Annotated in this window: 36 protein-coding genes; 33 read left to right on the top strand and 3 right to left on the bottom strand. The window is 48.1% G+C overall.

The annotated features are described in order from the left end of the window. The first annotated feature begins 3 nt into the window (after positions 1-3). Together QT987_RS09060 and QT987_RS09065 are read left to right on the top strand one after the other, a co-directional pair. Positions 4-1,554: a thymidylate synthase gene (locus QT987_RS09060; protein WP_333239156.1), complete on the top strand. Its 1,551-nt coding sequence runs from the start codon at positions 4-6 to the stop codon at positions 1,552-1,554. Continuing rightward, complete coding sequence (locus QT987_RS09065; protein WP_333239158.1) at positions 1,551-2,093, top strand: dCMP deaminase family protein; 543 nt, start codon at positions 1,551-1,553, stop codon at positions 2,091-2,093. Before QT987_RS09060 ends, QT987_RS09065 begins: the two co-directional genes overlap by 4 nt. Positions 2,094-2,393: 300 nt before the next feature. Here QT987_RS09065 and QT987_RS09070 read toward each other — a convergent pair whose 3' ends face one another. The 3 genes from QT987_RS09070 to QT987_RS09080 all read right to left on the bottom strand — a co-directional run bounded on the left by QT987_RS09070 (position 2,394) and on the right by QT987_RS09080 (position 4,149). Continuing rightward, positions 2,394-2,879, bottom strand: coding sequence for a salt stress protein, Slr1339 family (locus QT987_RS09070; RefSeq protein WP_333239160.1), 486 nt, complete (start codon positions 2,877-2,879; stop codon positions 2,394-2,396). Between the two features lie 73 nt (positions 2,880-2,952). Then, on the bottom strand, positions 2,953-3,558 hold the full coding sequence (locus QT987_RS09075) for a VWA domain-containing protein (RefSeq protein WP_333057785.1): 606 nt from the start codon (positions 3,556-3,558) through the stop codon (positions 2,953-2,955). A 114-nt stretch (positions 3,559-3,672) separates the two neighbouring features. Continuing rightward, positions 3,673-4,149 (bottom strand): NAD(P)H-quinone oxidoreductase subunit N, encoded by a 477-nt coding sequence (locus tag QT987_RS09080; RefSeq protein WP_333239162.1) that lies wholly within the window; start codon positions 4,147-4,149, stop codon positions 3,673-3,675. Positions 4,150-4,580: 431 nt separating this feature from the next. Here QT987_RS09080 and rplC point away from each other — a divergent pair, with 431 nt between their 5' ends. From rplC to prfA, 31 genes are all read left to right on the top strand, one after another. Further along, complete coding sequence (gene rplC, locus QT987_RS09085) at positions 4,581-5,216, top strand: 50S ribosomal protein L3 (RefSeq protein ID WP_190657996.1); 636 nt, start codon at positions 4,581-4,583, stop codon at positions 5,214-5,216. Positions 5,217-5,406: 190 nt separating this feature from the next. Then, positions 5,407-6,039 carry a 50S ribosomal protein L4 gene (gene rplD, locus QT987_RS09090; RefSeq protein WP_190657994.1) on the top strand — a complete coding sequence of 211 codons (633 nt, stop codon included), beginning with the start codon at positions 5,407-5,409 and terminating at the stop codon, positions 6,037-6,039. After that, positions 6,032-6,340: a 50S ribosomal protein L23 gene (locus QT987_RS09095; RefSeq protein WP_006634999.1), complete on the top strand. Its 309-nt coding sequence runs from the start codon at positions 6,032-6,034 to the stop codon at positions 6,338-6,340. Before rplD ends, QT987_RS09095 begins: the two co-directional genes overlap by 8 nt. Positions 6,341-6,515: 175 nt before the next feature. Then, positions 6,516-7,379: a 50S ribosomal protein L2 gene (gene rplB, locus QT987_RS09100; RefSeq protein WP_333045754.1), complete on the top strand. Its 864-nt coding sequence runs from the start codon at positions 6,516-6,518 to the stop codon at positions 7,377-7,379. Between the two features lie 131 nt (positions 7,380-7,510). Beyond that, entirely contained in the window at positions 7,511-7,792 is a 282-nt protein-coding gene (rpsS, locus tag QT987_RS09105; protein ID WP_041623488.1) for a 30S ribosomal protein S19, read from the top strand. 97 nt (positions 7,793-7,889) lie between these two features. Then, positions 7,890-8,249 carry a 50S ribosomal protein L22 gene (gene rplV, locus QT987_RS09110; protein WP_006634996.1) on the top strand — a complete coding sequence of 120 codons (360 nt, stop codon included), beginning with the start codon at positions 7,890-7,892 and terminating at the stop codon, positions 8,247-8,249. Positions 8,250-8,363: 114 nt separating this feature from the next. After that, entirely contained in the window at positions 8,364-9,092 is a 729-nt protein-coding gene (rpsC, locus tag QT987_RS09115) for a 30S ribosomal protein S3 (protein WP_242719701.1), read from the top strand. Between the two features lie 115 nt (positions 9,093-9,207). Further along, positions 9,208-9,627 carry a 50S ribosomal protein L16 gene (rplP, locus tag QT987_RS09120; RefSeq protein WP_333239164.1) on the top strand — a complete coding sequence of 140 codons (420 nt, stop codon included), beginning with the start codon at positions 9,208-9,210 and terminating at the stop codon, positions 9,625-9,627. Between the two features lie 160 nt (positions 9,628-9,787). After that, positions 9,788-10,069 (top strand): 50S ribosomal protein L29, encoded by a 282-nt coding sequence (rpmC, locus tag QT987_RS09125; protein WP_333239166.1) that lies wholly within the window; start codon positions 9,788-9,790, stop codon positions 10,067-10,069. Between the two features lie 68 nt (positions 10,070-10,137). Beyond that, positions 10,138-10,386 (top strand): 30S ribosomal protein S17, encoded by a 249-nt coding sequence (gene rpsQ / locus QT987_RS09130; protein ID WP_006634992.1) that lies wholly within the window; start codon positions 10,138-10,140, stop codon positions 10,384-10,386. Between the two features lie 116 nt (positions 10,387-10,502). Then, the gene (rplN, locus tag QT987_RS09135) at positions 10,503-10,871 is read left to right on the top strand and encodes a 50S ribosomal protein L14 (RefSeq protein ID WP_006634991.1); all 369 of its coding nucleotides are present in this window, start codon (positions 10,503-10,505) and stop codon (positions 10,869-10,871) included. A gap of 1 nt (position 10,872) precedes the next feature. After that, a complete protein-coding gene (rplX, locus tag QT987_RS09140) occupies positions 10,873-11,235 on the top strand; it encodes a 50S ribosomal protein L24 (protein WP_333212630.1) in 363 nt (120 codons plus the stop codon). Between the two features lie 127 nt (positions 11,236-11,362). Beyond that, positions 11,363-11,908, top strand: coding sequence for a 50S ribosomal protein L5 (gene rplE, locus QT987_RS09145; RefSeq protein WP_006634989.1), 546 nt, complete (start codon positions 11,363-11,365; stop codon positions 11,906-11,908). Between the two features lie 22 nt (positions 11,909-11,930). Then, positions 11,931-12,335: a 30S ribosomal protein S8 gene (gene rpsH, locus QT987_RS09150; RefSeq protein ID WP_332978141.1), complete on the top strand. Its 405-nt coding sequence runs from the start codon at positions 11,931-11,933 to the stop codon at positions 12,333-12,335. 123 nt (positions 12,336-12,458) lie between these two features. Continuing rightward, on the top strand, positions 12,459-13,007 hold the full coding sequence (rplF, locus tag QT987_RS09155; protein WP_333057791.1) for a 50S ribosomal protein L6: 549 nt from the start codon (positions 12,459-12,461) through the stop codon (positions 13,005-13,007). A gap of 2 nt (positions 13,008-13,009) precedes the next feature. Continuing rightward, positions 13,010-13,372, top strand: coding sequence for a 50S ribosomal protein L18 (gene rplR / locus QT987_RS09160; RefSeq protein WP_333101803.1), 363 nt, complete (start codon positions 13,010-13,012; stop codon positions 13,370-13,372). Positions 13,373-13,534: 162 nt separating this feature from the next. Beyond that, positions 13,535-14,086: a 30S ribosomal protein S5 gene (rpsE, locus tag QT987_RS09165; protein ID WP_333239169.1), complete on the top strand. Its 552-nt coding sequence runs from the start codon at positions 13,535-13,537 to the stop codon at positions 14,084-14,086. Positions 14,087-14,232: 146 nt separating this feature from the next. Continuing rightward, the gene (gene rplO / locus QT987_RS09170) at positions 14,233-14,679 is read left to right on the top strand and encodes a 50S ribosomal protein L15 (protein WP_006634984.1); all 447 of its coding nucleotides are present in this window, start codon (positions 14,233-14,235) and stop codon (positions 14,677-14,679) included. A 102-nt stretch (positions 14,680-14,781) separates the two neighbouring features. Next, positions 14,782-16,086, top strand: a complete 1,305-nt coding sequence (gene secY / locus QT987_RS09175; RefSeq protein ID WP_333057793.1) for a preprotein translocase subunit SecY — start codon at positions 14,782-14,784, stop codon at positions 16,084-16,086. A 5-nt stretch (positions 16,087-16,091) separates the two neighbouring features. After that, positions 16,092-16,676 (top strand): adenylate kinase, encoded by a 585-nt coding sequence (locus QT987_RS09180; RefSeq protein WP_333209323.1) that lies wholly within the window; start codon positions 16,092-16,094, stop codon positions 16,674-16,676. A gap of 293 nt (positions 16,677-16,969) precedes the next feature. Then, on the top strand, positions 16,970-17,194 hold the full coding sequence (gene infA, locus QT987_RS09185) for a translation initiation factor IF-1 (RefSeq protein WP_006276978.1): 225 nt from the start codon (positions 16,970-16,972) through the stop codon (positions 17,192-17,194). 368 nt (positions 17,195-17,562) lie between these two features. Next, positions 17,563-17,676, top strand: coding sequence for a 50S ribosomal protein L36 (gene rpmJ / locus QT987_RS09190; RefSeq protein WP_015178722.1), 114 nt, complete (start codon positions 17,563-17,565; stop codon positions 17,674-17,676). An 83-nt stretch (positions 17,677-17,759) separates the two neighbouring features. Beyond that, positions 17,760-18,143 (top strand): 30S ribosomal protein S13, encoded by a 384-nt coding sequence (gene rpsM / locus QT987_RS09195; RefSeq protein ID WP_006634981.1) that lies wholly within the window; start codon positions 17,760-17,762, stop codon positions 18,141-18,143. 84 nt (positions 18,144-18,227) lie between these two features. Next, positions 18,228-18,626 carry a 30S ribosomal protein S11 gene (gene rpsK, locus QT987_RS09200; protein WP_332978136.1) on the top strand — a complete coding sequence of 133 codons (399 nt, stop codon included), beginning with the start codon at positions 18,228-18,230 and terminating at the stop codon, positions 18,624-18,626. A gap of 174 nt (positions 18,627-18,800) precedes the next feature. Next, positions 18,801-19,745 carry a DNA-directed RNA polymerase subunit alpha gene (locus tag QT987_RS09205; RefSeq protein WP_333057810.1) on the top strand — a complete coding sequence of 315 codons (945 nt, stop codon included), beginning with the start codon at positions 18,801-18,803 and terminating at the stop codon, positions 19,743-19,745. Positions 19,746-19,870: 125 nt separating this feature from the next. Beyond that, on the top strand, positions 19,871-20,221 hold the full coding sequence (gene rplQ, locus QT987_RS09210) for a 50S ribosomal protein L17 (RefSeq protein ID WP_006634978.1): 351 nt from the start codon (positions 19,871-19,873) through the stop codon (positions 20,219-20,221). A 29-nt stretch (positions 20,222-20,250) separates the two neighbouring features. Then, positions 20,251-21,093 (top strand): tRNA pseudouridine(38-40) synthase TruA, encoded by an 843-nt coding sequence (gene truA / locus QT987_RS09215; protein ID WP_333239171.1) that lies wholly within the window; start codon positions 20,251-20,253, stop codon positions 21,091-21,093. Between the two features lie 139 nt (positions 21,094-21,232). Then, entirely contained in the window at positions 21,233-21,688 is a 456-nt protein-coding gene (rplM, locus tag QT987_RS09220) for a 50S ribosomal protein L13 (RefSeq protein ID WP_015178725.1), read from the top strand. Continuing rightward, positions 21,688-22,101, top strand: a complete 414-nt coding sequence (gene rpsI, locus QT987_RS09225; RefSeq protein ID WP_194067224.1) for a 30S ribosomal protein S9 — start codon at positions 21,688-21,690, stop codon at positions 22,099-22,101. Before rplM ends, rpsI begins: the two co-directional genes overlap by 1 nt. Before the next feature lie 197 nt (positions 22,102-22,298). Next, on the top strand, positions 22,299-22,607 hold the full coding sequence (gene rpmE / locus QT987_RS09230) for a 50S ribosomal protein L31 (protein ID WP_333057796.1): 309 nt from the start codon (positions 22,299-22,301) through the stop codon (positions 22,605-22,607). Between the two features lie 346 nt (positions 22,608-22,953). Beyond that, positions 22,954-24,048 (top strand): peptide chain release factor 1, encoded by a 1,095-nt coding sequence (gene prfA / locus QT987_RS09235; RefSeq protein WP_333239173.1) that lies wholly within the window; start codon positions 22,954-22,956, stop codon positions 24,046-24,048. Positions 24,049-24,051: the final 3 nt, after the last annotated feature.

Raw genomic sequence — 24,051 nt, forward strand, 5'->3', positions numbered from 1 at the left:
ACCATGACAGCCACAAATCTCGTCAATAAATTTGAGTACAAACCCCTATACAAACCAAATCAATTAATTTGCGGAACGGGGCAAACAGCCATTGTCAGTGGCTGGACAGTAAAAAGTGCGATCCTTTCCAAGGGCTGCGCTAACGGCAAAAAATTACAACCCAATGAATTTGCTGTCATAGGACAACTATACTCTCCTACTCGCGGCATCAACTTCTTAATTAGAAACTTGCTATGCAATCCCCACGTCCGCTTTTTAGTAATTCTCAACGCTACCAAAGAAGACCGCAACTCTGGTGCCGCAGCGTGCTTAATCGACTTTTTTCGCAACGGCTTTGAAGCAGGCAAAAGCGATACTGGTAGAGATTGCTGGTTAATTAAATCTTCAATATTTGGCTACATTGATATTGAAATAGCAGCAGAAGCCTTAGAACTATTGCGTCATTCAATAGAATGGAAAGAAGCCCAAAATATAGCAGAAACAGTGACTCTTGTCAAGTCTTTTTCCGAAAAAGCAGTGGTTGAACCTTGGGGAGAAACCGTAACTTTTCCATTAGTCGAAATCGTCCCGACTGTACTCCCCGGTCAGAAATACGGACACAGAATTGAAGGCAAAACTATCGCCGAAACTTGGGTAAAAATTATTCACCGAATTAAGACCACTGGCACCTTACGGCCGACTGGTTATGACGGACAATGGCAGGAATTAATCGACTTAATGGCAGTGATTACAGATGAACCTGCGGAGTTCTATTTTCCCGAACCGAATTACTTACCAATAGACCGTGATTTCCTCGAACAGTACAAACCGCAAATGCTCGAAGATGCCCCATATAACGAAGGCATTAAATATACCTACGCACAGCGGATGCGGTCGTGGTTTGGACGAGATCAAATTGAAGAAGTTATTGCCAAACTAATTAAGGAAATTGACGCGGCAAGTGCTGTAATTAGTCTGTGGGATGCGGGCGGAAATGTTAACAGAAGACCTGACGGTTCCTCAGACCACCAGCACAGCGGCAGTCCTTGTTTAAATCACATTTGGGTGCGAGTTGTAGACGGTGAAATATCGCTAACTGCAACTCTCCGAAGTAACGATATGTTTGCGGCGTGGCCGGCAAATGCAATGGGTTTGCGGGCTTTGCAGCAGCACATTCGAGATGAAATTGCGAGGCGTTCCGATTATAATTTGACAATGGGCCCGTTAGTAACGTTGAGTCAATCTGCTCACTTGTATGACGATACCTTTGAAAATGCCGATCGACTAATTCAAACCCAATATGCTAAAATCTGCGAAGATCGAGACTTTTTCGATGCAGCGGGCAATTTTTTAGTTGAAGTAGCGGACAATCAAATAGTAGTCACGCAAACCACCCCCGGCAGTGGCGAAGTTGTCACCTGTTATTCTGGAAAAAACCCTCTCAAGTTAGTGCGAGAAATTTGTGCGGCTTCCCCGGCTATCAAAGGCGAGCATATTGGTTATTTGGGAATAGAATTGCAAAAGGCGGCCGAGTGTCTGAAAACCAGCAACCAATACATTCAGGATAGAAAATGAATCTAGAAGAAGAAAGACCGACTTGGGACGAATACTTCTTAATGTTAGCAAAATTGGCCGCTACTCGATCGACTTGTTTGGCTTTTCCTGTAGGCGCAGTGATCACTAAAAACAGGCAAGTTTTAGCAACGGGTTACAACGGTTCGCCGTCAGGTTCGGCACACTGTACTACTCAAGGCTTCTGCTATCCTGGTTTGAGTAGTTGCGACGCCAGTAAAACTTTGCCATCAAGGGCGGTTCACGCGGAAGCAAATGCGATCGCCAAAGCTGCTAAACACGGTATATCTACTGCTGGGGCTAGTATTTACGTCACTTTAGAACCTTGCATCTATTGTTTGAAATTAGTCATTGCGGCTGGAATTCGAGAAGTGTTTTACGAAACGAGTTTTAACAGCGGAGAAAAAGCTGCTTTGAGAGATACTTTTATCAGTGAAGGTATTGTTGAGTTAAAACAAATTCAGCTATCTGAAGATACAGCAAAAAAGGCGGCTTTGTTTTTATTGCATCCTACTTCTGTCCTCAAAGATGCTATTAGTTGAAAATAGCTACAGCGGTTCTTAATTAAGTGAAATCCCCAATATGTAGGTTGGGTTCGTAACCTCAACCCAACCTACTACTTTTACTTCTGCTTCTACTTCATATTTTTTACATGAGACCTCTTGCAAAAATAACTAGGACGGGCAAGATGCCCATCCCACAAGAGTTATTTTTTCTTGTGGGATGGGCATCTTGCCCGTCCAATAAATTTATGAAAAGGACTTTTGCAAGAGGTCTATTTTGGAATGATAGTTTAACAGTAAATCCTCAACCGTCAACCGCCAACCGCCAACAATCAACATTCAATCAAACTCATTCACCACTTGCAAATAGTCGATCGCCGCATCTATCCTCGAAGAATACTTAAAAGCAAACTGATCGAACCAATATCCCTCATCGGAATTCTTATCCAACTTTTTCAGCCAAACCTGAGCTTGCCTAACTTTCTGTCTGTGCGTTTGTACGTCCAACTGCGGCACCGCGACTTTTTCGGCTGGCTGCGGTTCCTGTAAAGCCACTTCCTGAGCTTTATTTTGTGCTTGGTTCTCAGCCTTAAGCGGTTCAGGTAAAGCCACTTCTTGAGCTTTATTTTGTGCTTCGTACTCAGCCTTAATTTGAGCTAAATCCTTGTCCAAAGGACTAGCATACAAATTTATATCTGATGTTTTAAATGTTGGATTTGCTGGCGCTTGTGCTGGCACCGGCGCCTGAGTTTTTAACTCAGCATTTTTTTGAGATGCTTGATACTCTGCCTTAAGTTCACCTAACAGGCGTTCGATAGATTCCATAACTTAAACCCCCCTAAAAAATGCTGCTGGGCTAACTAGCCCAAATATAATCGCGTGAACTTCGCCCGCCTCCTCAATCAGTTATTGCATTCAGCAATACCTCTGTCAGGGTCATTCCTTCAATATCATCCATCGTGACAGTATCAACGATATCAAATTTAGCCCCAGCGCTTTGCAGTTCGTCATCCAATATTTTGAGAAACTTAGTAGCTTCCGGCGCATTTCCTACTTGAATGAAAGAAATCGCCAACTCTTCATCTCGATCGAGCTTCCGGGAAGCCTCTATAATCGTTTTCATCACTTCTTTGCGATCGTCCGGTTCCCCGTCCGTCACCACTAATATTGTTTCCCCATTTTGCTTAGTCTTACCGGATGCTTTGCGCTGAAAATAACTGTTCAGGGCGTCTTGCAGAACAGCCGCTAAATTCGTAGTTCCCGAAGGTTCGTTTTCTTGGAAAATTTGCACGACTTTAGCTGATGTTACGTTGTCGTAGCGCTTGAAGCGACCGGAAAACACATAAACTGTTATGCCATCAGGATCGAGTTCTTCGCATTTATTCGCCAATGCGATCGTCGATTCTTGCATGAGCGCCCACCGACTTTTACCGCCCATCTGGTCTTTTGTGTACATACTGCCGCTTTTGTCAATAATGATGGTATAATCGCGGTTCTGAAGCATAAGATTTTTCCTGTTAATTAAGTTCCAAAAATATCAAAACCAGCGAGCAGAAGCTGTTGAGCTTTAGTTGCTCGCTGCGTTTTTTAGTTGATTTGCGATCGCAAATACCGGAATTTAAGCTGCAACTAAAGCATCTTTAAGTGGCTTCCAGCTAAAAGCTCGATCGCCCCCCATCTCAACTGCTATTTTAACTCGCGGTTCTAACGTCGGCAAAACAGTCAAATACTCAATCTCCTGACTCGACAAAATCTGCCCTTCAATAATCCACAGCACCAGTCCTTTTGCTTTAGGTGGCAAATTGTCTAATTGAGTTTTCAACATCGGCGGCACGTAGTACGTATAACCCACAGCCCCTTCATTGCCAGTAGTTTTCTTGCCCAAATGGGGCGGCCGCACCCCGTGAACCCCCGTTAAATACATCGCCAAATCGCCCAAACCCCGCGCCGTAATCGTGTACCCACCGTAGCCCGCAGCCCTCAGCCTGCGGAGGTAGCGCCCCTCAAATCCTCCTTCTAAAGGAACGTACAGGGCCAGCGACCCCGACTTTTCCAAATCCCGAATCAGATCAGATCCCGTCGTAATCAGTCCCATAAATTTGTGTTTCCTGCTGTATCAAAATTTGGTCGATCGCTGCTTGCGAGCTGGAAATATTATAAATCCTAAAGTTGAGGCGAAAAATTCTCATCGCGGCCTTGACAAACGGCAAACACTTCATGTACTATTGTGAATTGTCGCCGTAAAGGATACTGAGTGGTTTGCTGCTCAAGTCCTGGCGCAAACAAGCAAGACCGAGACAAAACTCGGAGATAGAGTCGGTAAAAAGCCGCGAATCTCAACCCTTGCAAGACTTCCACAAGCTCGCTCCCAAATTTAAAACTCCAATTTTAAACACCGAGGAAGGCTGTTGGTTGATAACAGTTAATTGCAGGAACACTGAAATAAATGTTTCTGCACAAGAGCAAGCGGATTGACGAAAACTTCGCAATCCGAAACCTCTTGCGTAAATAAAAGGAAGAAAATCCGTGTCTGTAGGCATTCTTGGCACTAAACTAGGCATGACTCAAGTGTTTGACGACCAAGGGAGAGCCATCCCCGTCACCGTCATACAAGCAGGGCCTTGTACAGTAACTCAAATCAAAACAAAACAAACTGACGGCTACGGTGCCGTTCAAGTTGGCTACAACGAAGTCAAACCAAAGGCTCTCAACAAGCCAGAACTAGGACACCTTGCCAAGTCGGGGGCGAATCCATTGCGCCACTTGCAGGAATACCGATTGGAAGACACCAGTTCCTTTGAATTAGGTCAACAACTAAAAGCAGATACCTTTACACCGGGACAAATAGTAGATGTCATCGGTACCAGCATCGGTAAAGGTTTTGCAGGTTTTCAAAAGCGCCACAACTTTAAACGAGGCCCCATGTCTCACGGTTCCAAGAACCACCGCGAGCCTGGATCGATCGGACCTGGAACTACTCCTGGTCGCGTTTATCCTGGGAAAAGAATGGCAGGACGTATGGGCAACGTTCAAGTCACCGTCCGCAAACTAACAATTGTCCGGGTGGATACAGAGCAGAATTTGCTGCTAATTAAGGGAGCAGTTCCCGGCAAAGCTGGCGCCTTAGTCAATGTTGTGCCTGAGAAAAAAGTAGGACGTTAGTCAGTAGTCATTAGTCAGTAGTCAGCAGTCAGTAGATAGTGGTTGGTCGTTAGTAGCAAGCAATAACTAAGAACTAAAAGCTGAAAACTAAGAACCCAAAACTAAGACCTGAAAACAGACAACAGACGACAGACAACAGACAACAGACAACTAACAACAGACAACTAACAACAGACAAAGGACAAAAGATATGGTTAATTGTGTAGTGCGAAATTGGCAAGGCGAAGAAGTTGGAGAAACAACTTTAGAACTGCGCGTAGCCAAAGAAGAAAATGCGTCTCACATCGTTCACAGAGCATTGACGCGGCAACTAAATAACGCCCGTCAAGGAAATGCTTGCACCAAAACTCGATCGGAAGTCAGAGGCGGTGGCCGCAAACCCTGGCGTCAAAAAGGCACCGGCCGAGCCAGAGCAGGTTCAATCCGTTCTCCGCTGTGGCGGGGCGGCGGTGTCATCTTCGGGCCAAAACCGAGAGACTTTGAAGTCAAAATGAACAAAAAGGAACGCCGTCTCGCTTTGCGGACAGCATTCCAAAGTCGCACCGAAGACATCATTGTGGTTGAAGAATTTGCAGAGCAATTTCCGAGACCGAAAAGCAAAGAATTGCTGAGTGCGATCGCCCGCTGGGGTATCGAACCCGATACAAAAGTTCTGTTAATCTTGCCAGAACCGCAACCAAACGTCTACTTATCCGGACGCAACATCGAATTAGTAAACGTCATCTTGGCAACCTCCCTGAATGTTTACGACGTTCTCGCGGCTGACAAAATTATCGTCACATCTACAGCCATAGCTAAAATTCAGGAGATTTACGGTGAGTAAAATCGACCCCCGCGACTACGCAGATTTGATCCAGCGTCCGATTCTCACCGAGAAAGCTACCCGAATGATGGAATTAAATCAATTCACATTCGACGTAGCTCCCAAAGCGACGAAGCCTCAAATCAAAGCTGCAATCGAAGAACTATTTAAGGTCAAAGTCATCGGCGTCAACACCCAAAACCCGCCGCGCAAAAAGCGTCGAGTTGGCAAATTCGTCGGCTTTAAACCTTGTTACAAGCGAGCAACCGTAACTCTGACCGACGGAGACTCGATCCGCAAACTCCTATTCCCAGAAGTCTAGACGATTTTGGATTTTAGATTTTAGATTTTAGATTTTAAATTGCGGTTAACTGGTGAAAATTCTCGAACCAGAAAACTCGTAAGTTAACCAAATATCGCCAATCTTCAACCTAAAATCTAAAATCGATAAACGTCAAATCCAAAATCCAAAATCCAAAATCTAAAATAGATCGATTATGGGCATCCGTTCTTACCGACCTTATACCTCCAGCACCCGAGAACAAACCGTCTCGGACTTTGCTGAAATTACCAGATCAGAGCCAGAAAAGTCTCTAACCAGCAACAAGCACACCAAACAAGGCCGCAACAACCGAGGCGTCATCACCTGTCGCCACCGGGGAGGCGGTCACAAACGGCTGTATAGAGACATCGACTTCCGCCGCGACAAACACAGCATTCCCGCTACCGTCAAGGCGATCGAATATGACCCCAATCGCAACGCCCGCATCGCCCTCGTGTTCTACAAAGACGGCGAAAAACGGTACATCCTGCACCCGCTCAACTTAAACGTCGGTACAGTAATTGTCTCAGGCCCAGACGCGCCGATCGAAATCGGTAACGCCCTCCCCCTGAAGAACATTCCCCTCGGTACAAGCATCCACAACGTCGAGCTAGTACCCGGAAAAGGCGGACAAATCGTTCGCTCCGCCGGCTCCAGCGCTCAGCTAATGGCAAAAGAAGGTAGCTACGTCACCCTCAAACTGCCATCCGGCGAACAGCGCAAAGTCCGCGCCGACTGCTACGCCACCATCGGTCAAGTCGGCAACACCGACGCCAGAAACATCAGCCTGGGTAAAGCCGGCCGCACCCGCTGGAAAGGTCGCAGACCCACCGTTCGCGGTAGCGTCATGAACCCGGTAGACCACCCGCACGGCGGTGGCGAAGGCAGAGCTCCCATCGGACGTCCGGGGCCTGTCACTCCTTGGGGTAAACCAGCTTTGGGTGCAAAAACTCGACGCAAAAACAAGCGCAGCGACGCTTTAATCGTCCGGCGCCGCCGCAAAGCTTCCAAGCGCGGCAAGGGCGGCAGACAAAGTTAAGGAAGAAGGAAGAAGGAAGAAGGAAGAAGGAAGAAGGAAGAAGGAACAACAAAAAAGTTTTCCGCGCTCTTTTATTCCTCCGACTTTCTTCCCAATTCAATTCCAACTGCTAATTACTAATTACAAAAATCATGTCTCGATCGCTAAAAAAAGGCCCGTTTGTCGCAGATCATCTGATGACAAAAATCGAAAAGCTCAACGCCGCCGGCCAAAAACAAGTAATTAAAACTTGGTCGCGCTCTTCCACAATCCTGCCCCAAATGGTAGGTCACACGATCGCCGTTCACAACGGCAGACAGCACGTACCAGTCTACCTCACCGACCAAATGGTAGGTCACAAACTCGGAGAATTTTCCCCCACTCGCACCTTTAGAGGTCACGCGAAAAGTGGTGATAAAAAGGCAAAAAGATAGCCGAATTAGGTGACAGGTAATAGGTAATCGGACAAACTTTTTCCCAATTACCAATTACCTTTTTCCCAATTACCAATTACCAATTACCCAAATCGAAATGGTTATAGATACCACATCCGAAATTAAGGCGATCGCCCGTTACATCCGGACATCTCCCTTCAAAGTGCGCCGAGTCCTCGACCAAATTCGCGGCAAAAGCTACCAAGAAGCGCTGATTTTACTCGAATTCATGCCCTACCGCGCCTGCGAACCAATCGTCAAAGTTTTGCGATCGGCAGTAGCCAACGCCGAACACAACGCAGGATTGGATAAATCCAAGCTGGTAGTTTCTCAAGCTTACGCAGACCAAGGCCCAGTCCTCAAACGCTTTAGACCCCGCGCTCAAGGTCGCGCCTACCAAATCCGCAAGCCAACCTGTCACATTACCGTAGTAGTAGCTCCGCTCGTAGAAAACTAAACCAGGGAAAAACGTAAGAGGTAATAAACAGCTTAAAGTTGAAAAAAATGGGTAATCACCAATTACCAATTACCAATTACCAATTACCAATTACCAATTAACTCATCAACTATTATGGGCCAAAAAATACATCCAATTGGTTTTCGCCTCGGCATTACCCAAGAGCACCGCTCTCGCTGGTTTGCCGATCCTAAAAACTATCCAGAACTCTTGCAAGAAGACTATAAAATTCGCAAGTACGTTCGTAAAACCCTCAGCAATGCTGGGATTTCCTCGGTCAGAATTGAGCGGAAAGCCGATCAAATCGACCTAGAAGTGTTCACCGCCAGACCAGGCGTTGTCGTAGGCCGCGGCGGAGCAGGCATCGAAACCTTGCGCGTCGGTTTGCAGCAGCAACTCGGTAGCAACCGCCAAATCCGCATCAACGTCGTCGAAGTCCAGCGAGTAGACGCCGATGCCACACTGATTGCGGAATACATCGCTCAGCAACTAGAACGGCGCGTATCCTTCCGTCGAGTCGTCCGCCAAGCAATCACCCGCGCCCAAAAAGTCGGCATCCAAGGCATCAAAATTCAAGTCAGTGGACGCCTCAACGGTGCAGAAATTGCCCGTACCGAATGGACACGGGAAGGAAGAGTCCCCTTGCACACGCTGCGGGCAGACATTGACTACTCCTACTGCACTGCTCAAACCATCTACGGTATTCTGGGCATTAAAGTTTGGGTTTTCAAAGGCGAAATTATTCCCGGACAGGAACAAGAGGCTGCACCAAATGCAGCAGTGCCCCGCACCAAACAAAAGCGCCGCCGCCAGAACTTTGAAGATCGATCGAACGAAGGCTAGCTAATTGTTAACTGTTAGTTGTCACTTGTTAATTGTCAGTTGTTCCAAACCAATTAGCAATTAGCAATCACCAATTACCAATTACCAATTACCAATTACCCAACTCCCTTTCGCCATGTTAAGCCCCAAAAGAACCAAATTCCGCAAACAACAGCGCGGGCGAATGAGCGGTATTGCCACCCGCGGCAATACAGTTAGCTTTGGCGACTTCGCGCTCCAAGCCGTCGAACCCGCCTGGATTACTTCCCGCCAAATAGAAGCCGGACGCCGCGCCATGACCCGCTATATCCGTCGGGGTGGCAAAATCTGGATTCGAATTTTTCCCGACAAACCAGTCACCCAGCGCGCAGCAGAAACCCGGATGGGTTCTGGTAAAGGCTCACCTGAGTTTTGGGTTGCCGTGGTCAAACCGGGCCGGGTAATGTTTGAAATTGGCGGCGTAAGTGAAGAAACTGCCCGCGAAGCAATGCGTTTGGCATCTTTCAAATTACCAATTAAAACCAAGTTCATCACTCGCGAAGAAGACCAGTCATAGCGAAGAGCGAAGGTAGAATTAGGTCTGTATTAATCAGCATTTTAAACGGCTACAGCATTTTAAAATCTGGCTTTCATAACTTTTCTTTCCTTCGACCTTCAGCCAAGCGAGACAATTCTGTCTTCTGTCATACCGCTCGCTAACGATAAAGCACACAATTATGTCTTTGACCAAGATTAAAGAAGCTAGAGAATTAAGCGATGCCGCAGTAGCAGAGCAAATTTTAGCCGTCAAGCGCCAACTAATGGAATTGCGGCTCCAGCAAGCTACCGGCCGCATGGAAAAGCCTCACCTGTTCAAGCACGCCAAACACCGGCTAGCTCAATTGATGACAGTTGAACGCGAGCGCCAAATCCTTGCTGAGAAAGAAGCGGAAGCAAAATCAGCCCCAGCTAAAGAAACAGCAGATTCTGCTCCCAGCCCAGAAGTCAGCCCAGAGTGAGCAGCAGCCTAGCCTCGGCTCGCACAGTAGCTAAAAACAAGTCAATTGCACAACAAAAATAGGTAGCTATGGCAATTAAAGAACGAGTTGGCGTAGTAGTCAGCGACAAGATGGATAAAACCGTCGTGGTAGCAATCGAAAACCGCTCCTCCCACACCAAATACGGCAAAATCGTAGTCCGCACCAAGCGGTACAAAGCTCACGACGAAGAAAATCAGTGCAAATCCGGCGATCGCGTCCGCATCACTGAAACTCGCCCACTGAGCAAAACCAAACGTTGGACGGTTGCTGAGATTTTTGGGACAAAAAACGGCTAAGAGTTAATTGCGATCTCGCGCTCGCCCGATCGGTACTTGATTAATCAATTAGCCGTCAACAGTCAACAGTTAACAGTCAACAGTTAACAGTCAACAGTTAACAGTCAACAATCACCATGATTCAACCCCAGACATACCTCAATGTCGCCGACAATAGCGGAGCCCGCAAACTGATGTGCATCCGCGTATTGGGAGGCGGCAACCGTCGCTACGGCGGAGTCGGCGATGTCATCATTGCCGTCGTCAAAGACGCCATCCCCAATATGGCCGTCAAAAAATCAGATGTCGTTCGGGCTGTCATTGTCAGAACCCGCAAAGGTTTGCGCCGCGACAGTGGCATGAGCATTCGTTTTGACGATAACGCCGCCGTTATTATCAACGTAGACGGCAACCCCAAAGGCACTCGCGTCTTCGGCCCCGTCGCCCGCGAACTGCGCGACAAAAACTTTACTAAAATCGTTTCCTTAGCCCCGGAGGTACTTTAAAATGTACGGAAAAAAGGGTAAACCAACTAGCGAGCCGCAGCGCTACAGAATGCACGTCAAAGCAGGCGATACCGTGCAAATAATTACTGGCAAAGAGAAAGGAAAAGTCGGAGAAATCTTAAAGACATATCCTAAAGTCAGCAAAGTAATTGTTAAAGGTGTAAACATCAGAACAAAGCACGTCAAGCCCCAGCAAGAGGGAGAGTCCGGGAAAATACTCACGTTTGAGGCTCCCATTCACAGCTCAAATGTCATGCACTATTCCGAAAAAGAAAAAATAGCTAGCCGCGTTTGCTATACATTTAGCGAAGACGGTCGGAAACTGCGACAGCTCAAAAAAACTGGAGAAATCCTCGATAATTAGTCATTAGTCATTAGTCATTAGTCATTAGCTGACAACTAACAACTGACAACTGCCAACTAACAACTGACAACTGACAAAAACCAATTCCCTGACCAAGCCCAGGGACAGTTAACGAAACACAAAAACTATGCCGGACAAACTCAAAGTTCTTTATCAAGGAAAAATCGTTCCCACACTGATGGATCAGTTTAAATATACTAATATCCATCAGGTTCCCAAACTCGTCAAAGTCACAGTGAACCGCGGTTTGGGAGAAGCATCTCAAAACGCTAAAGCACTGGATTCCTCGATCAACGAAATTGGTATCATCACCGGGCAAAAACCCGTGGTGACGCGGGCGAAAAAAGCGATCGCAGGCTTCAAAATCCGCAAAGGAGTACCAGTCGGCGTTATGGTGACGCTGCGCGGCGATCGGATGTACGATTTTCTCGATCGGCTGATCAACCTCGCACTTCCCCGCATCCGCGACTTCCGCGGCATCAGCCCCAAAAGCTTCGACGGGCGCGGCAACTACAGCTTGGGTCTGAGAGAACAGCTAATTTTTCCAGAAATAGAATATGACCGCATCGATCAAATTCGAGGCATGGACATTTCAATTATCACCACAGCAAACACCGACGAAGAAGGACGCGCCTTGCTTAAAGAAATGGGAATGCCGTTCCGGGACAACTAAGCACTAGAGTAAGAAGCAAAAGATGGCAGCTAACGATACCATAGCAGATATGTTGACGCGCATTCGCAATTCTTGCATGGCGCGCCACCAAACAACGCAAATTCCAGCTACAAAAATGACCCGCAGCATCGCCCAAGTCCTCAAAAGTGAAGGCTTTATCAGCGAATTTGAAGAAGCAGAACCAGAAGGGATCAAGCGACATTTAGTGCTTTCTCTAAAGTACAAAGGTAAAACTCGCAAGCCCATTATCACGGCACTTAAGCGAGTCAGCAAACCAGGACTGCGCGTTTACTCGAACCGTAAAGAACTGCCCAGAGTGTTAGGTGGAATTGGCATAGCCATTATTTCCACCTCCAGCGGCATTATGACGGATAGAGAAGCCCGACGCCAAGGTTTGGGCGGTGAAGTGCTTTGTTATGTTTGGTAGTCATTAGTCATTAGTCATTAGTCACTGGTCGTTGGCAACAGACTCAAAAATCAATCACTAAGGACTAATAACTAAGCACTAATAATCAAGGACTAATAACTAAAAACAAAGGACCCAAAAACTATGTCGCGAATTGGCAAGCGTCCGATTAGCATCCCCACGAAAGTCACCGTCACCCTAGACGGTCAAAAAGTAGCCGTCAAAGGCCCTAAAGGTGAACTTTCCCGAGTTATCCCAGCCGAAATCCTCATGGGAATTGAAGGCGAGACTTTACTCGTTACCCGCCGAGACGAATCTCGCGTCGCCAGACAACTGCACGGCTTGTGCCGCACCCTCGTCGCCAACATGGTCGAAGGTGTATCAGAAGGTTTTCAGCGGCGTCTCGAAATTATCGGCACAGGTTATCGGGCACAGGTTCAAGGACGGAACCTGATTTTAAACGTCGGTTACAGCAAACCCGTTGAAATGCCCCCTCCAGAAGGCATCACAATGGCAGTTGAAGGCAACACCAACGTCATTGTCTCCGGCATTGACAAAGAACTCGTAGGCAATACAGCAGCCCGCATCCGCGCGGTGCGTCCGCCCGAAGTCTACAAGGGCAAAGGCATTCGCTACAGCGGCGAAGTCGTCCGGCGCAAAGCTGGTAAAACAGGCAAAACAGGTAAGAAGTAACAATGAAGCTTACTCGCAAAGAATCAGTCCAGCGCAGACACCGCCGTGTTCGGCGCAAGGTGTTCGGCACCTCCGAACGTCCCAGACTAGCGGTATTTCGCTCAGATCAGCACATCTACGCTCAAGTAATCGACGACACCGCCCAGCACACTTTGGCCGCCGCGTCAACCCTCGATCCCGAATTGAAGTCAACTCTCAGTTCTGGCGGCAACTGTTCCGCGAGCGTGCAAGTCGGTCAGTTGATTGCCAAACGCTGTTCCAGCGCTGGCATAGTCAAAGTCGTATTCGATCGCGGGGGCAACCTCTATCACGGTCGTGTCAAAGCCCTCGCAGAAGCAGCTCGCGAAGCGGGGTTAGACTTCTAGAGGGGGTAATGGGTAGCGGGTAATGAGTAATTAAAAAGTAAAAAGTCAAAAGTTGAAAGTTAAAAGGCAAAATCCAGATTTCTTCTATTTTTACTTTTTACTCAAACAATTACCACTTGCCGATCGCCTTTCACCAATTACTAATTCCCACAGGACAAAACTATGGCAGAACAAAAAGAACAGCGCAACAAGAAAAAAAGCAGCAGCAGCAACAACAAAGGGCGCGAAAAAGAATCCGAATGGCAAGAACGGGTTGTTCAGATTCGGCGCGTTACCAAAGTAGTCAAAGGTGGTAAAAAACTCAGCTTCCGCGCCATAGTCATTATCGGCAACGAACGCGGTCAAGTTGGAGTAGGAGTAGGCAAAGCTAGCGACGTAATCGGTGCCGTTAAAAAAGGCGTCGCTGACGGCAAAAAGCACCTAATTGAAGTCCCCCTCACCAAATCTAACTCCATCCCTCACCCCATCAACGGTGACGGTGGCGGAGCTAAAGTGATGATGCGGCCGGCCGCTCCAGGAACCGGGGTAATTGCAGGGGGAGCAGTGCGAACTGTTCTCGAACTAGCAGGAGTCCGCAATATCTTAGCCAAACAGCTAGGTTCTGGAAATCCCTTAAACAACGCCCGAGCCGCAGTCAATGCCCTCTCCACCCTCCGCACCTTGTCCGAAGTTGCTCAAGAGCGCGGAATTCCAGTAGAAAATCTCTACGGTTAGGGCACGCGAGAATGGGAAACTGTAAGTTTTGAGTGTTAAGTGCTTGCGGTGAAAATAAAAAAATCCGCAACTTAAAACTCACGCACTCAAAACTACTGCGTACCCCCTCTCTAAATACCAATTACCAATTACCAATTACTAAAACTATGAGATTGCAAGACGCCCGACCCAAAGCAGGCTCCCAAAAGCGCCCCCGACGCTTGGGCAGAGGTATTTCTGCCGGTCAAGGCGCGAGCTCCGGCAAAGGGATGCGCGGTCAAAAATCTAGAGCCGGTAGCGGCACTAGACCCGGTTTTGAAGGAGGTCAAAATCCTCTCTACCGCCGTCTCCCCAAGTTGAAAAGCTTCCCTCTAGTGAACCGGAAAGAGTACACTACCATTAATGTAAGTAAATTAGCATCGCTGCCAGCAAACACCGAAGTTACTCTCACCTCTCTGATCCAAGCAAAAATTGTCACCACAGACGACGGGCCGCTGAAAATCTTAGGAGATGGCGAACTGAATGTACCTTTGCAAGTGCGCGCCTCGGCTTTTACCGCAGGTGCTCGCACCAAAATTGAAGCTGCAGGCGGAAGTTGCGAATTAGTTGCGTGAAGATTTGAGGTTTGAGAGTCTGTCCAAATCTCAAATCCTCAAGCTTGCTATCAGAAAATGATTTAGTCGAAAATCCCAAATCTAAAATCCAAAATCGTAACTATGGACGTTAGTAGAGAGAAAGCGCCAACTGCACAAGAGACGTTCATGCAGATGGCTCAAGCTGCTGGTTTGCGAGGCCGCATCCTCGTAACCGTTGGCTTACTGATTTTAGTACGCCTGGGTGTCCACTTGCCAGTCCCCGGCATCGATCGAGTCGCCTTTGCCCAAAACGTCCAAAATAGCCCTTTAATTGGCTTTCTGGATTTGTTCTCAGGAGGCGGCTTGTCAGCGTTGGGGATTTTCGCGTTGGGGATTTTGCCCTACATTAATGCTTCAATTATTGTGCAACTTCTAACTGCGGCTCTGCCAAGCTTAGAAGACTTGCAAAAAAATGAAGGGGAAGCGGGGCGGCGCAAGATTTCTCAAATTACTCGCTACGTTTCATTGGGCTGGGCAATTCTGCAAAGTATTGGCATTGCGATTTGGGTCAGCCCTTTTGCTCAATCTCCAGCGCCTTTATTCATAGCAGAAACTGCTTTGGCTCTGACAGCCGGCTCAATGTTTGTGATGTGGATATCGGAAGTGGTGACGGAACGAGGTATCGGGAACGGAGCTTCCTTGTTGATTTTTATCAATATTGTGTCGGTATTGCCACGCTCTTTGGGACAAACTTTTGAATTGGCTCAAAGTGGGGACACGCAAGTTGTCGGCCGCGTAGTCGTTCTACTGCTGGTCTTTTTGGTGACGATTGTCGGGATTGTTTTTGTTCAGGAAGGTACTCGCCGCATTCCGATTATCTCTGCCCGGCGCCAAGTCGGCCGCAAAGTTTATCGGGAGAGCCGGAGTTATCTGCCCCTGCGCTTGAATCAAGGCGGAGTGATGCCGATTATTTTTGCATCTTCGGTGTTGATTGTGCCTTCTTTCCTCGCTCAGTCTCTCAATAACCCGTTTTTGGTTCAAGTTGCTAATGTTTTGAGTCCGAACGGCCCAGCCCCTTGGGCTTACGCGCTGTTTTATCTGACTTTGATTCTATTCTTCAGCTATTTCTACGCTTCGTTGATTGTCAACCCCGTAGATATGTCTCAGAACTTGAAGAAAATGGGCGCTAGCATTCCGGGAATTCGTCCGGGTCAGAAAACGAGTGATTATGTGGAGAAGGTTTTGAACCGTTTGACTTTCTTGGGAGCGATTTTTCTAGGTCTGGTGGCCATTGTACCAACTGCTGTAGAAAGCGCGATCGGAGTGCAAACTTTTAGAGGTTTTGGCGCAACTTCCCTACTGATTCTAGTAGGTGTCGCGATCGAAACTGCTAAGCAAATTCAAACTTACGTCATCTCCCAGAGATATGAAGGAATGGTGAAGTAATCGTAATGCAATTTATTTTCATGGGGCCTCCAGGGGCGGGAAAGGGAACTCAGGCTCAGATATTAGGCGCTCTCTGGAAAATACCCCACATTTCTACCGGCGAAATCCTGCGCGCCTGCGTGGTGGCGAAAACTGCCTTGGGTCTAAAGGCGCAAGCCTACATGGACAGGGGTGAGTTGGTTCCCGACCAATTGCTGATGGATATCGTGCAGGAACGCTTGAATGAACCGGACGCTAATGCGGGCTGGATTCTCGACGGCTTTCCCCGCACTGTTACCCAGGCAACTTTTTTAGACAAACTGCTGCACGAGCTTAGCGGTGCCGAGGGGAGTACATCGAACCCAAAATGTGGTCTCAAAGCTGTTAATCTCGACGTTCCTGACGACATTTTGGTGTCTCGCCTGCTGTCGCGGGGCCGGCAGGATGACAATGAGGAGACGATCCGCCGTCGGTTGCAAGTTTATCGCGAGCAAACTGAGCCTTTGATTGATTTTTACAGCGGCCGTCAACAGTTAGTTGCGGTTGATGGCGATCGAGCAATGGAATTAGTCACCGCAGAACTGCAACAATCTCTCTCGATCGACTCTTGAACCCTCTCAATACAGCTTGTTACTCACAAGCTTTTGCTAAGATATGTTAACTAGGAGCTTTTTGTGCTATCAGGTTTTGTGAGGGTTGCTAGAGACCGGATTGAACTCGATACTAATTGCCACAACTTTACTCAAGTAAAGCTAAAACAAGCGGTTGGTTGAGTATTAAAGTCGATCGAGGCGCCCTAATTATTGCCCCCCGTTCCCGTTTGACTCCTTCCAGTAAATAGGTTTTGAGGCCAACGCCGGGACACTCCTAGTTAATCAAATGTAGAGTTGAGGTAAATACCAAATTGTCTAAGCAAGATTTAATTGAAATGGAAGGGACAGTGACGGAATCCCTGCCCAATGCGATGTTTCGCGTTGACCTAGATAATGGGTTTAACGTGCTGGCTCACATTTCCGGCAAGATCCGCCGCAACTACATCAAAATTCTGCCTGGCGATCGCGTCAAAGTCGAATTGACTCCCTATGACTTGACCAAAGGCAGGATTACATATCGCCTTCGGAAAAAATAGGCTTAGATAAAACTTTCTAAAAACTAATTCTAAGTTTAATTTAGAGAGAATTTGGTAAAAAGCTTCAAATTTATGCTATAATGCTACGTTTGTAGTGTTGCCGAGAAGGGCGTCAACAACCTACCGGTGTATCGGGTTAAGTCATTGTTACACCGTAAAAACATCGCTCGCCACCACTCTGGCGCAGGCGAACTTTACCCAGCAATGGGAGTGGGTGCAAGCGGGCTCCTTCATGAAACAACCCGCACTTTATACAATTTAATCGAGGAGAGGTCTACACCTTGCCCAGCCTCTCCTCCCACCGCTCTACGGGCAGTCCCAGCGTGCCTGTTCTCCGCTAGAGCGGGGTTCTCCAGGCAGGAAGAAAGATGAAAGTTCGAGCATCTGTCAAAAAAATTTGTGAGAAATGTCGCGTCATCCGCCGTCGCGGTCGAGTGATGGTGATATGCACTAACCCGAAACACAAACAACGCCAAGGTTAGAAAAAAAGAAGATTGGGCACTGCACGCAGGTGCATCCTAATTGAACATTGTAGCCAAACAGGAAAACTAGGGAGAGAAAAAGTGTGGCACGGATTGCCGGGGTAGACCTTCCACGCGATAAGCGCGTCGAAATAGGTCTGACATACATTTACGGAATAGGCTTGTCGCGAGCCCAAAAAATTATCGCTGCAACAGGCGTAAATCCTGACACTCGCGTCAAGGATTTAACAGAGGCCGACGTGACAGCTCTGCGGGCTCATGTAGAAACAACATACCAAATCGAAGGAGACCTCCGGCGCTGGGAGTCAATGAACATCAAGCGCCTGATGGACATCGGAACTTATCGCGGTCGGCGTCACCGTTTGGGTCTGCCGGTGCGGGGACAACGAACCCGTACCAACGCCAGAACCCGTCGTGGCGTCCGCCGAACAGTTGCGGGCAAGAAAAAGGCACCTTCCAAGAAGTAACATCTTTTTGGGAAAAATACGCTGGGGGCTGCTGGCTCCTAGCGCTTCGGGACATTAGTTGAGAGAAACGTTAAAGAGACTAATATGGCGCGACCACAAACAGGCAAGAAATCTGGTGCAAAAAAGCAGAAACGGAATGTACCCAATGGGGTAGGCTACATCCAGTCTACCTTTAACAACACGATTGTAACTATTACCGACCTCAACGGCGAAGTGATATCCTGGGCATCGGCAGGTTCCAGCGGTTTTAAAGGAGCTAAAAAGGGAACTCCCTTTGCCGCTCAAACAGCAGCAGAAAGTGCTGCCCGCAGAGCCAACGACCAAGGAATGCGCCAAATAGAAGTAATGGTGAGCGGGCCTGGAGCAGGTAGAGAAACTGCAATCCGGGCGCTGCAAGGGGCGGGACTGGAAATCACCCTGATTAGAGATGTTACCCCAATTCCTCACAACGGCTGTCGCCCTCCCAAGCGGCGTAGAGTCTAAAACGATTTGAGATTTTAGATTTTAGATTTTGGATAATGGCTAACTGCTTAAAGTCACAAACTAATGGTTCTAACTGTTGCCCCGTCCATCCAAAATCCGAAATCCGTTCAGGGGTATGCTCTGCAATCTAAAATCCAAAATCAAAAATCCAAAGTGGAAAAGGGAGGTCACTCCGTGGCGCAGTTTCAAATTGAATGTATAGAGTCTAACACTGACAAAGACCGCAGTCAGTACGGAAAATTTGTCCTGGAACCGCTCGATCGCGGTCAAGGAACAACTGTTGGGAATGCGCTTCGGCGAGTTTTGCTGTCAAATTTGGAAGGAACAGCAGTAACTTCAGTCCGAATCGCGGGCGTCAATCACGAGTTTGCCACGATCGAAGGGGTACGTGAGGATGTTCTAGAAATTCTCCTGAACATGAAAGAGGTCGTCCTCAAAACTCATTCTCAGCAGCCCCAAATCGGCAGGTTGCGGATTGAGGGGCCTGTCACAGTTACGGCCGATCGATTCGATTTGCCCTCAGAGGTGGAATTGATCGATCGTTCCCAGTACATTGCAACTCTCTCCCCAGGCTCAGTTCTGGAAATGGAATTCAGAATTGAAAAAGGCATCGGATACCGAGCAGTAGACCGCAGTCGCGATGATGGGTCGGCTTTGGATTTTCTCCAAATTGACGCCATCTTTATGCCGATTCGCAGAGTCAACTACAGCGTTGAAGATGCTAGGGTAGGCGGTACTGTCGAGAAAGACCGGCTGATTATGGAAATCTGGACTGATGGCAGCGTGACTCCTCAAGAAGCTTTGAGTCAATCTGCCAACATCCTGGTAGATTTATTTTCACCTCTCAAAGACATCACCCAAGATTCTCTCAAACCAGAGTATCCAGGTGAAGCCGATCCTACTAGCCAAATTCCGATCGAAGAATTGCAGTTGTCCGTCCGGGCTTACAACTGTCTCAAGCGGGCTCAGATCAACTCAGTCGCAGACTTATTGGATTATACCCAAGAAGACTTGCTCGAGATCAAGAACTTCGGGCAGAAGTCTGCTGAAGAAGTGATTGAAGCTTTACAAAAACGCTTGGGCATTACCTTGCCACAGGAAAAATCAGCTAAAAGTTAATCAACGGGTAACGGGTAAAAAAGTTCTGAATTTTAAGTAGGTGAGTTTTTAAGTTAAAGAAATCACCGCTCAAAACTCGCGGACTATCCCGGCACCCAATTACCAATTACCAATTACCAACTGCCATGCGTCACCGCTGTCGCGTTCCCCAACTCAGCAAACCGGCTGACCAGCGCCGCGCCCTACTGCGCTCGCTGACCACCGAATTAATCCGCCACGGTAAAATCACTACCACTCTCGCCCGCGCCAAAGCGCTGCGCTCAGAGGCGGACAGGATGATTACCCTGGCCAAAGATGGCTCCTTAGCCTCTCGCCGCCAAGCTATGGGCTATATCTACGATAAACAGTTAGTACACGCCCTGTTTGAGGCTGCCCAAGAACGGTACGGCTCGCGCAACGGCGGCTACACCCGCGTAGTGCGAACTGTCCCCCGTCAAGGAGACAATTCCGAAATGGCGATCGTTGAACTGGTTTAATTCCATTTTGGGTTGGAGATTTGTGATTTATGACTGACAATCCAAACTCCCCAATCGAAAATCCCCAATCGATACAGCGCGTTGCTCTAGTAATCCAATACCTCGGCACTAACTTTCACGGTTGGCAGCGACAGCCGAACCAGCGTACAGTACAAGAAGAAATTGAAACAGCAATATCGACTGTTCTGGAACGCCCGGTAACGCTGCACGCTGCTGGGAGAACCGATGCGGGAGTTCACGCCGCTGCTCAAGTAGCGCATTTTGATGCCCACGGCCCAATTCCGGCTCACCGCTGGGCAAGCGTTCTCAACTCTCGACTGGCAAAAGATATTTTAATTCGAGCTTCGGCAAAGGTGGAACCTACCTGGCACGCTCGGTTCTCAGCCAGTTGGCGGCGCTATCGCTACACCCTTTATACAGACCCGACCCCTAATTTGTTTGTGCGTCCTTTTGCTTGGCACTGCTATCACGCTCCTGTGGATGAATCTTTGATTCAGACAGCTTTGACACCGCTCATCGGGCGGCATCACCTGGCTGCTTTCCACCGCGCGGGTTCTGCCCGCCCCCATTCCTGGGTGGACGTGCAAGCTGCCGAGTGTCAGCGTTCTGGGCCTCTTATCTATATTGAGGTTCAGGCGAGCGGGTTTCTGTACGGGATGATGCGGCTGCTGGTGGGGTTGCTGGTGCAGGTGGGTCGCGGGGAAAGGCCGATCGACAATTTCACCGATATCTGGGTCAACGAACGCCGAGAAATGGTAAAATATGCCGCTCCCGCTCAAGGTTTGTGCCTGCTGCGGGTTGGCTATTCAGAATTTCCCTTTCCCCCAGAGGTCTGGTACGACACCCAGCCAAAATTAGTCATTAGTCATTAGTCATTAGTCATTAGTCATTAGTCATTAGGTAACTACTAATAAAAAACTAAGGACAACTAACAATTAAAAACTGACAACTGACAACTGACAACTGACAACTAACAACAGTTAACAGTTAACAGACAACTAACAACAAACAATGAACAAAACTTACGTCCCTACTCAAGACTCCCTAGAGCACAAGTGGTACGTGGTCGATGCCGCTGACCAGCGGCTGGGCCGTCTGGCAACAGAAGTTGCCATGTACCTCCGGGGGAAACACAAACCGACTTACACTCCTTCTATGGATACCGGCGACTTCGTAATTGTCATCAATGCGGACAAAATCGCTGTTACTGGCAAAAAACGCACCCAGAAAATCTACCGCCGCCATTCTGGAAGACCGGGCGGGATGAAAACAGAAACTTTTGCCAAATTGCAAGCACGTTTACCCGAAAGAATTGTCGAAGAAGCTATACGAGGAATGCTGCCTCACACTTCTCTGGGCAGACAACTGTTTACTAAACTCAAGGTGTACGCTGGCCCCAACCACCCGCACCAAGCTCAAAAACCAGAAGAATTAATTGTTCACACGATTCCGGGAGGAAATGAGTAATGCAAGCAACAGATACATCGGGTCGCGCTGTGTACTGGGGTACCGGCCGCCGCAAGTGTTCCGTAGCGCGGGTGCGCTTGGTTCCCGGCACTGGCATACTGACTGTCAATGGTAAAGAGGGGGATTTGTACCTGCAATTCAATCCTACTTATTTGGCTCTGGCTAAGGCCCCTCTGGAAACTTTGGGTCTGGAAAATGAGTACGACATTTTGGTAAAAGTCGAAGGCGGTGGCTTGACAGGTCAGGCTGACTCGATTCGCTTGGGTGTCGCTAGAGCACTTTGTCAATTAGACCCGGACAACCGCAAGCCTCTGAAGACTGAGGGCTATTTGACTCGCGACCCGCGGGCAAAAGAACGGAAAAAGTACGGTTTGCGGAAAGCTCGCAAAGCTCCTCAATACTCGAAGCGGTAATCCAGGGAAGAAGGAAGAGGGAAGAAGGAAGAAGGCAAAATTATCCAGATTCTATCTTCCTTTTTTTTTTCAAGTCTATTTCCTACGATCGATCGCTGGTTCCAACAGATATAAGGCAAAATTCGTGCTGTTGTTGGTGTACAAGTCCTTCGGCAGCTAAAATGGTTGTAAAGTCAAAAATTAGAGAGTAAAAAACAATGGCAAAAGAAGGCATTCACCCTGAGTGGTATCCCGAATCTCAGGTTTATTGCAACGGCGAACTTGTGATGACTGTGGGATCAACTAGACCAAAGCTTCAAGTTGATGTCTGGTCGGGAAATCATCCTTTCTATACTGGCACTCAGAAGATTATTGATACTGAAGGTCGTGTGGAGCGCTTTATGCGGAAATACGGCATGACCGAGGTAGAAATGCCAAAGGCAGATGCTTCCTCTGGACCGCTGAAAATGGAAGATCCGAAAGCAGATGCTGCTAAGGCGGCTGGTAAAGGCAAAAAGAAGAAGTAGCCGGATTGTCATTTGTCCGCAGTTTGTTGAGAGTAGTTCTTTCTACTGGCAACTTACCGCCCTCGGATTTTAGATTTTAGATTGAAGACTTCGCTAGGCAGGCAGTTGAGTTCTATCGCGTAGAGTTTGATCGACATTCTATCCTAACTGCTCTTGAGTTCTAAAATCTAAAATCTAAAATCTAAAATCTAAAATCGATCCGCCCTCGGATAGGAGAGTTTAGATTGAAGACTTCGCTATGCAGGCAGTTGAGTTCTATCGAGATTCTATCCCGACTGTTCTTCAAATCTAAAATCTAAAATCTAAAATCTAAAATCTAAAATCGATTGACAAAGGACAACTGACAATGGCTGAATCTTATTTGCTGGATAAATTGAAGTCGGTAGAGCAAACTTTTAATGAGTTGACTCGCCGCATGGCTGACCCGGATGTGGCTAGGGACAATCAAGAGTTTCAACGGGTAGCGAAAGCTCGATCGTCCTTGGAGGAAGTGGTCGATACTTTTGCTCTGTGGAAAACCACTCAGGAAGATTTGGTGGGCGCGCGACAGGTTCTCAAGGAAGCCGCGGGCGATCGAGATATGCAAGAAATGGCTGCGCTGGAAGTTCAGGAACTTGAGGCGAACCTGGAGAATTTGGAAAGTCGTTTGAAGGTTTTGCTGCTCCCCCGCGACCCGAACGATGACAAGAATATTATGCTGGAAATTCGGGCGGGTACTGGCGGAGATGAGGCTAGTATTTGGGCTGGAGATTTGCTGCGGCTGTATTCGCGCTACGCTCAAACTCAAGGCTGGCAGGTGAAGTTGGTGAGCGAGTCGCTGGCGGAAATGGGCGGCTTTAAAGAGGTGATTCTGGAAATTACAGGCGACAGCGTTTACAGCAAGCTGAAATTTGAGGCTGGGGTACACCGGGTGCAGCGGGTGCCTGTGACTGAGGCTGGCGGCCGGGTGCATACTTCGACGGCGACGGTGGCTGTGATGCCGGAGGTTGATGATGTGGAGATTCACATCGATCCGAAGGATATTGAGATGAGTACGGCTCGATCGGGCGGCGCTGGCGGCCAAAACGTGAACAAGGTGGAAACTGCTGCGGATTTGTTTCACAAGCCGACGGGAATTCGGATTTTCTGTACTGAGGAGCGCAGTCAGTTGCAGAATAAGGAGCGGGCGATGCAAATTTTGCGGGCTAAGCTCTATGAGATGAAGTTGCGGGAACAGCAGGATGAGGTGAAGTCGCGGCGTTTGGCTCAGGTTGGTACTGGTTCGCGATCGGAGAAGATTCGCACCTACAACTATAAGGACAATCGGGCTACCGACCACCGTTTGGGGGAAAATTTCTCGCTCAATAGTGTTTTGGAAGGGGATATTGAGGGGATTATTCAAACTTGCATTTCTCAGGATCAGCAGGAACGTTTGGCTGAGTTGGCTGCTTCTACTAATTGATGG

The sequence above is a fragment of the Microcoleus sp. SVA1B4 genome (assembly GCF_036700545.1).
Taxonomy (GTDB): Bacteria; Cyanobacteriota; Cyanobacteriia; order Cyanobacteriales; family Microcoleaceae; genus Microcoleus.